Origin of the sequence: Micromonospora sp. NPDC049101 (assembly GCF_040648675.1) — a bacterium.
Taxonomy (GTDB): domain Bacteria; phylum Actinomycetota; class Actinomycetes; order Mycobacteriales; family Micromonosporaceae; genus Micromonospora.
Genome location: NZ_JBEZED010000011.1, coordinates 206626 through 218991 on the forward strand (window position 1 = coordinate 206626; position 12366 = coordinate 218991).

Here is a 12366-nt window from a genome sequence, read left to right on the forward strand (position 1 = left end):
CAGCGCGGGGGTCGCGGGCTCGCGCCCGCCGGGCTCAGTCACGGCCACTCCCGACCGGGCCACCGTCGCTCGGGCGGCTCTCCGGGGCCGGGGTGGAGACGACCGGCGCGTCGGCCGGCGGCGGGATGCCCCGCGGCCCGCGTGCCGGGGTCCGGGACAGCGTCGCGTCCAGCCGGTCCAGGTTCTTGCTCGCCGTCGACGCGAGCTGCCACGGCACGCTGACCACCATCACCCCCGGTTCGAAGAGCAGCCGACCCTTGAGGCGCAGGGCGCTCTGGTTGTGCAGCAGGTTCTCCCACCAGCGACCCACCACGTACTCCGGAATGAAGACGGTGACCACGTCCCGGGGTGACTTGCGGCGGGTGTTGGCGACGAAGTCCAGGATCGGCCGGGTGATCTCCCGGTACGGCGAGTCGATCACCGTGAGGGGGATGGCCATCTCCCGTCGCTCCCAGTCGGCCTGCAGGTCCCGGGTGTCCTGGTCGTCCACGTTGACGGTCACGGCGGTCAGCGTGTCCGGTCGGGTGGCGCGGGCGTAGGCGATGGCCCGCAGCGTCGGCTGGTGCAGCTTGCTGACCAGCACGATCGCGTGGTTGCGGGCGGGCAGCACGGCCCGGCCCTCGTCCGGCGGGGTCAGCTCGGCCGCCACCCGGTCGTAGTGCCGGCGGATGGCAAGCATCAGCAGGTAGATCACCGCCATGGCGGCGATCGCGATCCAGGCGCCGAGCAGGAACTTGGTGATCAACACGATCACCAGCACCGTGCCGGTCAGGCCCATGCCGAACGTGTTGATGGCCCGGGAGCGGTACATCCGGCGCCGGGCCTCCGCGTCCCGCTCGGTGCGCAGCCGCCGGTTCCAGTGCCGGATCATGCCGGCCTGGGAGACCGTGAACGAGACGAAGACCCCGACGATGTAGAGCTGGATGAGCCGGGTCACCTCGGCCTGGAAGCCGACGATCAGCACGATCGCGAACAGGGCCAGGAAGGTGATGCCGTTGGAGAAGGCCAGCCGGTCGCCCCGGGTGTGGAACTGGCGGGGCAGGTAGCGGTCCTGGGCGAGGATCGAGCCGAGCACCGGGAAGCCGTTGAACGCGGTGTTCGCGGCCAGGAAGAGGATGAGCGCGGTCATCCCGGCGACCACGTAGAGCAGGATCGAGCCGGAGCCGAAGACCGTCTCGCCGAGCTGGGTGGTCACCGTCTTCTGCACGTAGTCGTCGGGGCCGCCGACGATCTGGAGCGCCGGATCCTCGACGAACTGCAGGTGCGTCAGCCGGGCCAGCCAGATGATCCCGACCAGCATGCTCACCGAGATCGCACCCAGCAGCAGCAGCGTGGTGGCGGCGTTGCGGCTCTTCGGGGCCTTGAACGCCGGCACGCCGTTGGAGATCGCCTCGACGCCGGTGAGCGCGGCGGCGCCCGAGCTGAACGTCCGCAGCAGCAGGAAGACCAACGCGAAACCGGTCACACTGTGCTCCGCCTGGATGACCAGGTCGGCGCTGGGCGCCCGGAGGTCGTCGCCCAGCACGAAGACCCGGAACAGCCCGGTGAGCAGCATCCCGCCCATCACGATGACGAAGCCGTAGGTGGGGATGGCGAACGCGGTGCCGGACTCCCGCAGGCCGCGCAGGTTGACAGCGGTCAGCAGGACCACCGCGATCACCGCGATCAGGACCTTGTGGGTGGCCACGAACGGCACCACGGAGCCGAGGTTGGCCACCCCGGACGAGACCGACACCGCCACCGTGAGCACGTAGTCGACGAGCAGCGCGCTGGCCACCCCGACCCCGAACTTGGGACCCAGGTTGACCGTGGCCACCTCGTAGTCGCCGCCGCCGGAGGGGTAGGCGTACACGTTCTGCCGGTAGCTCGCCACCACGGTGAGCATCACCACGACAACGGCCAGCGCGATCCACGGGGAGAAGAAGTACGCCGACGTGCCGGCGATGGAGAGGGTCAGCAGGATCTCGTCGGGCGCGTACGCGACGCTGGACAGGGCGTCGGAGGCGAACACGGGCAGCGCGATGCGCTTCGGCAGGAGGGTGTGCTGAAGTCGGTCGGACCGGAACGGTCGACCGAGGAGAAGCCGCTTCAACAGCGAGGTGGGACTGGCCACGAACGCCAAGAGTACGACCACCACCGTGGGAGCACGGGGGTGGGCGATCGTCGCTGCTCCACACGACGGGGTACGGTCGGTCCCCGCTTCCCACCGGGACGTGGCAGGCTCGCAGTCGTCAGGCCACCGGCAGCCGGAGTGGTACGCACCTTGGGAGGGACAGCGTGCACGTCGTGATCATGGGATGTGGCCGGGTCGGGTCGACCCTCGCTCACAGCCTGGAGTCCCGGGGGCACTCGGTGGCGGTGATCGACCAGGACGCCGACGCCTTCCGCCGGCTCGGCCCCGACTTCGCCGGGATCACGGTGACCGGGGCCGGCTTCGACGGTGACGTGCTGCGCCAGGCCGGCATCGAGCGCGCGGACGCCTTCGCGGCGGTCTCCAGCGGCGACAACTCCAACATCATCTCGGCCCGGTTGGCCCGCGAGACGTTCGGCGTGTCCCGGGTCGCCGCCCGCATCTACGACCAGCGCCGCGCGCAGGTCTACGAGCGCCTCGGCATCCCCACCGTGGCGACCGTGCGCTGGACGGCCGACCGGATGCTGCGGCACCTGGTGCCGGAGGGCAACGTGGAGATCTTCCGCGACCCCACGAGCACCGTGTCGATCGTCGAGGTGCCGGTGCACAAGGACTGGATCGGTCGACCGTTACGAGCGTTGGAGGACGCGTCCGGCGCGCGGGTGGCCTATCTGATCCGCTTCGGCATCGGCACGCTGGCCACCGGCTCTACCGTCGTGCAGGAGGGTGACCAGGTGTTCATGCTGGTCAGTGATGACATCGTGGCGACTGTCACGTCGGTGGCGGCGGCACCGCCGGAAGGGGGGCACTGAGCCATGCGGGTCGCCATCGCGGGCGCGGGCAACGTGGGCCGCTCGATCGCCCAGGAGCTGATCGACAACGGCCACCAGGTGATGCTCATCGAGCGTCAGCCCAAGATGCTGCGCCCGGACCGGGTGCCGGCCGCCGAGTGGGTGCTGGCCGACGCGTGCGAGGTGAGCAGCCTGGAGGAGGCCAACGTCGCCGGCTGCGACGTGGTGGTCGCGGCGACCGGTGACGACAAGACCAATCTGGTGCTGTCGCTGCTGGCCAAGACCGAGTTCGCGGTGCCCCGCGTGGTCGCCCGGGTCAACCGGGCCGAGAACGAGTGGCTGTTCACCGAGCAGTGGGGGGTGGACGTCGCGGTGAGCAAGCCGCGGGTGATGGCCGCGCTGGTCGAGGAGGCGGTCACCGTCGGCGACCTGGTCCGGCTGATGACCTTCCGGCAGGGCGAGGCGAACCTGGTCGAGATCACCCTGCCACCGACCGCGCCCTACGTCGGGCAGCCGATCCACGCCGTGCCGCTGCCCCGCGACTCCGCGCTGGTGGCGATCCTGCGCGGCAAGCGAGTCCTGGTGCCCAGCCCGGACGACCCGATCGAGGCCGGCGACGAGTTGGTCTTCGTCTGCACCGCCGAGGTGGAGGACCAGGTCCGTGCGGTGATCCTCGGGCCGGACAGCGTCGAACGGACCCGCGGCTCGCGCTGAGCGGGCGCGAGTGGGGCGGCCCGGGTCGCCGGGTTCAGGCGCCGGGCAGCGGGGTCGGTTGCGGCTCCCGGGTGACCCGGCGCACCGTCCAGACGGTGATCAGCAGCAGCAGCGCGTACGGCGGGTAGCCCAGCGCCAGCCGGGCCACGCCCAGGGCGGTGTCCTGGTGGGCCAGGTAGAGCCCGGCCTGCACGCCCACCTTGGCCAACCACACCACACCCCAGAGCACGGTCAGCTGGGTGAAGGTCCGCACCAGCTTCGGGTCGTGCCGCCATTCCGAGCGGCCCTTGGCGACCAGCACCGACCAGATCCAGCCGACCAGCGGCTGCCGGATGGCCGCCGAGATCAGCAGGGCGATGCCGTACCCGATGCCGTAGAGGATGCCGGGGAGGTAGAAGTCGCGTTCGTCGCCGGTGCGCCAGGCGATGGCGGCGCCGATCCCGACACCGAACAGGCCGTTGACGGCGTGCCGGATCGGCCGGCGCTGGGCCAGCCGCAACCCGGCGATCAGCAGCGCGATCGCGACCGAGGCGATCACCGCCGGTCGCAGCTCGCCGATGATGTTGGCGACCACGAAGACGACGACCGGGATGCTGGACTCGACGAGCCCCCGCCAGCCGCCAAGCTGGTCGGCCATCTGCTCGGCGATCGTCGGCAGCGGCTCCTCCTCGGGGGGGCCGGTCTCCGGCTGTGCCGCCCGGTGCTGTCCCGTCGTCATCGCCGGCCTTCCGTCCGCAGCGCCGTCACTTCGGCGAGTCCAGCTCGTAATAGGGGTTGTAGATGACCTTGCGGTCGTCGCGGACCGCCACCCGGCCCCGGGCGGTCAGGTGCCGGCCCGGCTCGATCCCGGCGATGTGCCGTCGACCCAACCAGACCAGGGTGACCACGTCGGTGCCGTCGTAGAGGTCGGCCTCCAGGGTGGGCAGGTTGGTGCGCGGCGTGTAGACCACCGTGCGCAGCCGACCAGCGACCGAGACCAGCTGACCCCGCGAGCACTGCTGGGCGGGGATCCCGCCGCACTGGGCGCTCTCCCGACGCAGCTCCTGCGCGTCGATCTCGGCCTCGCTGGCGGTGAACCGTTGCAGGATGCGCCGCAGCGACACCCGGCCCTCGTCGGTCGTCATGACCTCCGCGTCACCCTCTCCACGCTCGCCGTCCCCGGCCGGCCCCGGCGGCGCCGGAACCGTGCCGCCAGCGTACGCCGACGGGGCTGGTTCCGGCGGGCCGGTGTGCGCGGGTCAGACCTGGCGCGGCTCGGCGGCGGCGTCCCCCGCCTCGGCGTCGGTCTGGTCGGAGATCTCCCGGGGCAGCCGCAGCGGCAACGGCTCGCGGACCGGCTTCGCCTCCTGGCCACGGTCGACCACCAGGCCGTCCAGGCACTCGACGAGCGGCCCGGCCACGGACGGGTCGGTCGCCACCGGCCCCTGGAACACACCACGGACCATCCAGCGCGGCCCGTCGATGCCGACGAACCGCAGGTTCGTCACGCCGTCCGGGGTACGCACCTGGGCGTGCAGCTCCGGGCCGTACTCGCCGTCGACCTCCTGCGCGCTCGCGCCGTCGCGGAGCAGCGACTGGCGGATCTCCTCGCGCACCTCGTCCCAGATCCCCTCGGACCGGGGAGCGGCGAAGACACCCAGCTGGAGCGCGTTGTCGCCGTGCACCAACACGACCTGCTGGACCACGCCCTGAGGGTCGGCCTGCACCCGCACCTCGACCTCGGTGATCGCCGGGATGTGCAGGCTGCCCAGATCGAGGCGCTGCACGTCGTCGTGGCGCTCCGAGATGTCGTACGGGCCGCGCACCAACGCCGGCGCCGCATCACCCTGGTCCGGGACCTCGACGGCCCGCTCGTCACGGGTGTGCCGTTCGGCATCGGCCCGCTTTCGGGAGAAGATCACTGCGCCTGCCCTCCGCTGTTCACACTCACCCTGCCACCTCTTCCGTCTGCCCGCGGCCCGGCTCGTCTGGCCGCTGCCCCACCCGGTCCTGGCCCGCCGGCGACGGCACCAGCCCGGCGTGCCCACCGGTGGACCCGTGCCCGCCGGTCCCACGCCGGGACGCGGGCAGCTCGGTCACCGGCTCGAACCGCGCCCGCGCGACCTGTTGGACCACGAGCTGCGCGATCCGGTCGCCGCGGGAGATCTTCGCCGGCACATCCCGATCATGGTTGATCAGGTTGACCAGGATCTCACCCCGGTAGCCGGCGTCGACCGTACCGGGCGCGTTGAGCACCGTCACGCCGAGCCTGGCCGCCAGGCCGGACCGGGGGTGGACCAGACCCACATACCCCTCCGGCAGCGCGATGGCCACGCCGGTGGGCACCAGGGCACGACCGCCGGGCGGCAGCTCCACGTCCGCGGCCGCCACCAGGTCGGCCCCGGCGTCGCCGGGATGGGCGTAGGTGGGCAGCGGCAGCTCGGAGTCGAGCAGCCGCACGGGCACGGGTACGACGTCGGTCACGGGTCCCCTCTTCTTCTCCGGTTCGCGGGGTGACCCTGCCATCCTGCCGGTTCGCCGAGCCGCCGTGCGCCGTACCCTCGCAGGAGTGAGCATGTCGCCCTCCCCGTCCGCCGGTCAGCCGCCGGTCGCCGCCCGCCCGGCGTACACGGAACGGCTGGATCTGCCCTGGTGGCTGTGGTTGGCCGGGCTGGTCGCCGCCGCGCTGCTGGCCGTCGAGATCTGGATGGGTGCCGACGGCGTCCGGGCCTGGCTGCCGTTCGCCGTGCTGCTGCCGCTCGCCGCCGCCGGAATGTGGTGGCTGGGCCGGATCCGGGTCGCGGTCGTCGACTCCGAGCTGCGGGTGGACGACGCCCGGCTGCCGGTGCGTTTCGTGGCCGACGTGATCCCGCTGGACGTCGCCGGTCGCCGTGAGGTGCTGGGCGTCGGCGCGGACCCGCTCGCCTTCGTCGTGCAGCGGCCGTGGATCGGCGGCGCCGTGCAGGTGGTGCTCGACGATCCGGCCGACCCGACCCCGTTCTGGGTGGTCAGCACGCGGCACCCGGTCGAGCTGGCCGAGGCGGTGCTGACCGCGCGGGACGCCCGGACGCTCGCCCGTCCCGCGGCGGGCGAGCAGGGCTGAGCCGACGCGCCGGCCCGCTCAGGTGCCGGTTGGCGGGCCGGGCAGGGCCGACGGTGGCGCGGGTCGGGCGATGCCCCGCCGACGCAGGTCCACCTGAAGCTGCTCGGCCATCTGCTGGGTGGCCCGCCGGTTGAGGAAGCTGGCCACCGCCGCACCGGTCAGGAACGGCCCGAGCGTGGTGAGGTTGCGACCGAAGCGCCGCAGCAGCATGTCCCGCAGCTCCTTGCGGGCGGCGGTGCCGAGCACCGCGCCCACCCCCACACCGGGCACCATCGGGTTGACTCCGCGCTGGGTGGCCCAGGAGTGCACCAGGGCGACGGCCCGCTGGCTGCCGGCGGCCGGTAGCTCCACACCGTGGATCTCGTGTAGCTCGCCGACCAGCTTCAGCTCCACCGCGACCACGGCCACCGTCTCGGCGGCGAGCAGCACCGGAGCGGAGAGCAGGGTCGGTGCGACAGTCCACTCGACGGCGGCGACTCCCCCACCGGCCGCGCCGATCGCGGCGGTGGTGCGCGACGCGTTGCGGATGAGCCGGTCGGCCAGGGCGACGTCGTCCAGGCCGGGGAAGTGTTGGCGCAGGGTGTCCAGGTCGCGTACCGGCACGTGCGGGGCGATGTCCGCGACCGCGTCGACCATCCACCGCATGGCGGCACGGGGCTTGAACAGGTCAGAGACGCCCCGGGCACGGGCCTGCCCGACCATCCGGGTCAGCAGCTGACGGCGTCGGGCCGGCTCGATGTCGTCCGCGGTCAACGCCGCGACGGTAGCGCCGAGGTCATCCGCGCCGCCACCGGTGGCGGCGGGCTTGTCGGTGCCACCGTCGGCGGGCTTGTCGGTGCCGCCGTCGGTGGCACCGAGGTTGTCCGTGCCGCCGTCGGTGGTGCCGCCTCGATCGCTCATCGGACCTCCCGGTGCTGTGGCTACCCGCTTCGAGTCAAGCAGGTACCCACCACGGGCGCATGCCTACACCGGCAGCGGCGGCCCCGTTCAGGAGGCCGCCGCTGGTGTCGTGGTTGTCAGACGCACTCGCGGCAGATCAGCTCGCCGTTACGCTCGACTGCCAGCTGGCTACGGTGGTGGACCAGGAAGCAGCGGGCGCACCGGAACTCGTCCTGCTGCATCGGAAGCACCTTGACCGTGAGCTCCTCGTCGGCCAGATCGGCACCGGGCAGCTCGAAGCTCTCGGCCACCTCGGCCTCGTCGACGTCCACCGCGCCCGACTGTGAGTCGACGCGCCGTGCCTTGAGCTCTTCCAGGCTGTCCTCGCCGAGGTCGACCTCGTCGCGACGCGGAGCGTCGTAGTCGGTGGCCATCGGTTTCACTCTCCCATATCGATGTTGTCGCTTCCGGTTGTAACGCCGGACGACGCTGTTTCGGTTCCGCTGGCCGGCCGCCACTTGTGTCGGGCACCCGACCCGGGGACCGAACGGGTCGAGCTCGCTGGGGCGATCCCCTGCGAGCGCGGAACCTTACCCCCCCTTGGGCGAGGCATGTATACCGCCCTTGCGGCTGAGATGTACGCCCCTGCACCCGAAGTTGTTCCCAATGTGATTCAGGCGACACGAAGATAGGGGTAGTAGTACCCGGTTCGCGGTCGGCGCGCCGGCATGTCGGGCTGTTTCCACGCGACGGCCGGACAACCGTTAACCTCAGCGGCGTATTCGACGGCCGACGGCCAGTCCGATCGTCGCCGGCTGCCGCCACCCACCTGAAGTCCCGGGAGTGCCCAGATGAGTTTTGCGCGAGTGCGAGCACTCGTCATCGTCGGCCTGCTGGGGGTGCTGGCCCTGGGTTTCGTGATCACCGCGATCGTGCGGGACAGCCAGGGCAACGCGGGCACGGCCCAGGGCTGCCCGGACGGCTGGCCGCTGGCCGACCTGAACCTGCGCGAGCGCAAGGACGTCAAGATCAACGTGCTCAACGCCACCGACCAGCCCGGCCTCGCCCGCACCGTCGCCGACGAGTTGAGCAACCGGCAGTTCCAGGTCCAGAAGACCTCGACCGAGAAGAAGCAGATCAACGGCATCGCGGTCCTGCGGTACGGCCCGAAGGGCGTCGGCTCCGCGCACCTGCTGCAGGCGTACTTCCTCAACAACGCCACCCAGGGCTACGACCCGGCGCGCACCGACGACGTCGTGGACGTGGTGCTCGGCAACAACTTCCAGCAGCTCGCCACCACGACCGAGGTCAACCAGTCGCTCGGCGACTCCGGCCCACCGAAGGCACCCAAGGGCTCCTGCCCGTCCCCGCCCGCCAAGTGACGGCGTAACCGGGCGGTCGAGCGATCAGGGCCCGCCGGCGGCGTCCAACTCGGCGAGCCGGTCGTGCAGCGGCGTGAAGAGCGCCGGCGGGGCCGCGACCACCAGGTCCGGCCCCGGCGGCCGACCGGCCAGGCCGGCGACCCGCACACCCGCCTCGGCGGCCACCAGCCCACCCGCCGCCAGGTCCCAGGCCGCGAGACCCTTCTCGAAGTACGCGTCGAGCCGACCCTCCGCGACCAGGCAGAGGTCCAGTGCGGCGGCACCCAGTCGGCGGATGTCCCGTACGTGTGCGATCAGCCCCGCCACGACCTGGGCCTGGTGCGCACGACGACGGGCGTCGTAGCCGAACCCGGTGCCGACCAGCGCCTGCCCCAGGTCCGTCTCGCCGGAGCAGCGCACCCGGACACCGTCGCGCCAGGCGCCACCCCCGGCCGTGGCCGTCCACTCCTCGCCGGTGTTCACGTTGCGCACCACGCCGGCGACCACCACCCCGTCCACCTCGGCGGCCAGCGACACCGCGCTGTACGGCAGCCCGTACAGGTAGTTGACGGTGCCGTCGATCGGGTCGACGATCCACCGCACCCCGCCCGGCGCGACCGGCCCGGTGTCCCCCGTGCCGTACTCCTCGCCGAGCACCGCGTCGTTCGGTCGCGACCGTCTCAGCGCGTCGAGCACCTGCCGTTCGACAGCCCGGTCCGCCGCGGTGACCACGTCGGTGACCGTGCTCTTGGTCGCGGCCACGGAGACACCCTCGACGCGCATCCGGTACGCGGTGGCCGCCGCGTCCCGCGCCACGTCGAGCGCGATCGCCAAAAGTTCCCGAGGTGACGGCCTCGAACCGGGCATCCCAACGTCCCCTTCCCGCACGACCGGGGTGTTCCGGGCCACGCGCGGGTATCATCCTTACAAAGTCCAGATCAGCGCCGAATCAGCGGTCCCACCGTCATTACGCAGTGCGGCGCAGGATGTTCGCCGCAGACGGCGTTACAATTCACCCCTGCCCACGTGCCACGGACCGCCGACCACCGGCCGGCCCGGGACGCGAGGGTCCCTCAACCACATCGCCCGGCCGGTTGCCCCACGCTGTGCCGGACGACCCGGCCGTGCCCGCTCTTCGCCTCCGGAAGGTCATTCGTGACAGAACCCCGCCAGACCGGCGCCGACGTTCGCTCGCTCACCGACACCCTGATCGCCCACGCGCAGAGCGCCGGTGGTCAGCTGACGTCGGCCCAGCTCGCGCGCACCGTCGAGTCCGCCGAGGTGACTCCGGCCCAGGCCAAGAAGATTCTGCGGGCGCTCTCCGAGGCGGGAGTGACCGTAGTGGTGGATGGCTCGGCGAGCACCCGCCGCCGCGTCGCCGCGGCCCGGTCGACCACGCCGGCGTCCCGGGCCACCACCGCCAAGACCACCAAGAAGGCCGCCGCGCCGGCCCCGAAGCAGGCACCGGCCGGCGACGACGCGCCGGCGACGCCGCGCAAGGCGGCCGCCGCGCGCAAGGCCACCGGCGCTCCCGCCGAGGGCGCCGCGGCGGCTCCGGCGAAGACGACCAGGTCGACCCGAGCCACCAAGGCGACGGTGGCCGCGGCCGCCGGCGCCAAGCCGACCAAGGCCGCCGGCAAGGCCAAGGGCGAGGGCGCCGACGGCGAGATCGACCCGGAGGAGCTGGCCGCCGCGATCGAGGACGTGGTGGTCGAGGAGCCGGCCGAGCTGGCCCAGGCCGCCGAGACCGACGCCGCCGCCTCGGCGACCGACAACGACTTCGAGTGGGACGACGAGGAGTCCGAGGCCCTCAAGCAGGCCCGGCGGGACGCCGAGCTGACCGCCTCGGCCGACTCGGTCCGCGCGTACCTGAAGCAGATCGGCAAGGTTCCGCTGCTCAACGCCGAGCAGGAGGTGGAGCTGGCCAAGCGGATCGAGGCCGGGCTCTACGCCGCCGAGCGGCTGCGCGCCGCCGACGAGGGCGAGGAGAAGCTCGTCCGGGACATGGTCCGTGACCTGGGCTGGATCTCCCGCGACGGCGAGCGGGCCAAGAACCACCTCCTGGAGGCCAACCTCCGTCTGGTGGTGTCGCTGGCCAAGAGGTATACGGGACGTGGCATGGCCTTCCTCGACCTGATCCAGGAGGGCAACCTCGGCCTGATCCGCGCGGTGGAGAAGTTCGACTACACCAAGGGTTACAAGTTCTCCACGTACGCCACCTGGTGGATCCGGCAGGCGATCACCCGCGCGATGGCCGACCAGGCCCGCACCATCCGCATCCCGGTGCACATGGTCGAGGTCATCAACAAGCTCGGCCGCATACAGCGCGAGCTGCTCCAGGATCTGGGCCGTGAGCCCACCCCGGAGGAGCTGGCCAAGGAGATGGATATCACACCCGAGAAGGTGCTGGAGATCCAGCAGTACGCTCGGGAGCCCATCTCCCTGGACCAGACCATCGGTGACGAGGGCGACAGCCAGCTCGGTGACTTCATCGAGGATTCCGAGGCGGTGGTCGCGGTCGACGCGGTCTCGTTCTCGCTCCTCCAGGACCAGCTCCAGCAGGTGCTACAGACGCTCTCCGAGCGTGAGGCGGGTGTGGTACGCCTGCGCTTCGGCCTGACCGACGGTCAGCCGCGGACGCTGGACGAGATCGGCCAGGTCTACGGGGTGACCCGGGAGCGGATCCGGCAGATCGAGTCCAAGACGATGTCCAAGCTGCGTCACCCGTCCCGGTCGCAGGTCCTCCGGGATTACCTGGACTGAGCGGGTTTCGTCAACCGAACGTGTCGTTTTGACCACCTGGTGTGCAACACGAGATGGTGATCGTCCGGATGCACGAATGTGATCGTTGACGTGGCACCCTTGGTGCACGGCACACTGTCCCTGCCAGGTGTGACCTCGGTCCCCCGCGGGCACACAGGGAAGGCAGTGCCTAGTAAGGGTGTTGCACCATAGGTGAGCAACGACCGAAGAGATTGTTCATCGGTGACGACCAGAGGAGGAAGGCGATGACCCCGACCCTCACGCCGCCGCCCGTGACGGCGGCTCCCCCAGCCGCCGATGAACGGTGCGACCGCTGCAATGCTGCCGGGAAGCTCCGGATCACTCTCACGGGTGGGAGTGAGTTGGTGTTCTGCGGGCACCACGCGAACAAGTACGCGGAGGATCTCGTGAAGATCACCGAGCGGTTCGCAACGGAGCCCGATTTCAGCTGGCGTGGCGCCGATCTGATGGCGAACTAGATCCGCTAACCGACATAGCCGGCCGGAGGTACCCCGAGGGGGCCTCCGGTCGGCTTTTTCCGTCCCCGCGCCCCGCGCCCCGCGCCCCGCGCCCCGCGCCCCGCGCCCCGCGCCCCGCGCCCCGCGCCCCGCGCCCCGCGCCCCGCGCCCCGCGCCCCGCGCCCCG

At 71.7% G+C, this 12366-nt stretch carries 14 protein-coding genes; 6 read left to right on the forward strand and 8 right to left on the reverse strand.

Translation table 11 applies throughout. The features are described from left to right. Positions 1 to 34 precede the first annotated feature (34 nt). On the reverse strand, positions 35 to 2113 hold the full coding sequence (locus AB0B57_RS17695; protein ID WP_357070290.1) for an APC family permease: 2079 nt from the start codon (positions 2111 to 2113) through the stop codon (positions 35 to 37). 164 nt (positions 2114 to 2277) lie between these two features. On the opposite strand from AB0B57_RS17695, the gene AB0B57_RS17700 reads away from it, so the two are divergent. Continuing rightward, positions 2278 to 2943 (forward strand): TrkA family potassium uptake protein, encoded by a 666-nt coding sequence (locus tag AB0B57_RS17700; RefSeq protein ID WP_357070292.1) that lies wholly within the window; start codon positions 2278 to 2280, stop codon positions 2941 to 2943. Positions 2944 to 2946: 3 nt separating this feature from the next. Continuing rightward, positions 2947 to 3636 (forward strand): TrkA family potassium uptake protein, encoded by a 690-nt coding sequence (locus AB0B57_RS17705; protein WP_357070294.1) that lies wholly within the window; start codon positions 2947 to 2949, stop codon positions 3634 to 3636. A gap of 34 nt (positions 3637 to 3670) precedes the next feature. Here AB0B57_RS17705 and AB0B57_RS17710 read toward each other — a convergent pair whose 3' ends face one another. From AB0B57_RS17710 to dut, 4 genes are all read right to left on the reverse strand, one after another. Then, entirely contained in the window at positions 3671 to 4354 is a 684-nt protein-coding gene (locus tag AB0B57_RS17710; RefSeq protein WP_357070296.1) for a DUF3159 domain-containing protein, read from the reverse strand. Positions 4355 to 4379: 25 nt separating this feature from the next. Beyond that, the gene (locus tag AB0B57_RS17715; protein ID WP_357070298.1) at positions 4380 to 4760 is read right to left on the reverse strand and encodes an OB-fold nucleic acid binding domain-containing protein; all 381 of its coding nucleotides are present in this window, start codon (positions 4758 to 4760) and stop codon (positions 4380 to 4382) included. A gap of 114 nt (positions 4761 to 4874) precedes the next feature. Further along, positions 4875 to 5537: a DUF3710 domain-containing protein gene (locus AB0B57_RS17720; RefSeq protein ID WP_357070300.1), complete on the reverse strand. Its 663-nt coding sequence runs from the start codon at positions 5535 to 5537 to the stop codon at positions 4875 to 4877. 25 nt (positions 5538 to 5562) lie between these two features. Further along, a complete protein-coding gene (gene dut, locus AB0B57_RS17725) occupies positions 5563 to 6099 on the reverse strand; it encodes a dUTP diphosphatase (protein WP_357070302.1) in 537 nt (178 codons plus the stop codon). Positions 6100 to 6190: 91 nt separating this feature from the next. Here dut and AB0B57_RS17730 point away from each other — a divergent pair, with 91 nt between their 5' ends. Next, complete coding sequence (locus AB0B57_RS17730; protein WP_357070415.1) at positions 6191 to 6718, forward strand: DUF3093 domain-containing protein; 528 nt, start codon at positions 6191 to 6193, stop codon at positions 6716 to 6718. A gap of 18 nt (positions 6719 to 6736) precedes the next feature. Here AB0B57_RS17730 and AB0B57_RS17735 read toward each other — a convergent pair whose 3' ends face one another. Both AB0B57_RS17735 and AB0B57_RS17740 read right to left on the reverse strand, forming a co-directional pair. Then, positions 6737 to 7618, reverse strand: coding sequence for a hypothetical protein (locus tag AB0B57_RS17735; RefSeq protein ID WP_357070304.1), 882 nt, complete (start codon positions 7616 to 7618; stop codon positions 6737 to 6739). A gap of 116 nt (positions 7619 to 7734) precedes the next feature. Further along, on the reverse strand, positions 7735 to 8031 hold the full coding sequence (locus AB0B57_RS17740; RefSeq protein WP_007075406.1) for a DUF4193 domain-containing protein: 297 nt from the start codon (positions 8029 to 8031) through the stop codon (positions 7735 to 7737). 432 nt (positions 8032 to 8463) lie between these two features. Here AB0B57_RS17740 and AB0B57_RS17745 point away from each other — a divergent pair, with 432 nt between their 5' ends. Then, positions 8464 to 8979 carry a LytR C-terminal domain-containing protein gene (locus AB0B57_RS17745; protein ID WP_357070417.1) on the forward strand — a complete coding sequence of 172 codons (516 nt, stop codon included), beginning with the start codon at positions 8464 to 8466 and terminating at the stop codon, positions 8977 to 8979. Positions 8980 to 9003: 24 nt separating this feature from the next. Here the strand turns inward: AB0B57_RS17745 and AB0B57_RS17750 are convergent, their stop codons facing one another. Continuing rightward, positions 9004 to 9825, reverse strand: a complete 822-nt coding sequence (locus tag AB0B57_RS17750; protein ID WP_357070306.1) for an inositol monophosphatase family protein — start codon at positions 9823 to 9825, stop codon at positions 9004 to 9006. Between the two features lie 288 nt (positions 9826 to 10113). Between AB0B57_RS17750 and AB0B57_RS17755 the strand changes: the two genes are divergently transcribed. Further along, positions 10114 to 11721, forward strand: coding sequence for an RNA polymerase sigma factor (locus AB0B57_RS17755; protein ID WP_357070308.1), 1608 nt, complete (start codon positions 10114 to 10116; stop codon positions 11719 to 11721). Positions 11722 to 11966: 245 nt separating this feature from the next. Next, entirely contained in the window at positions 11967 to 12200 is a 234-nt protein-coding gene (locus tag AB0B57_RS17760; RefSeq protein WP_030489368.1) for a hypothetical protein, read from the forward strand. Positions 12201 to 12366 lie beyond the last annotated feature (166 nt).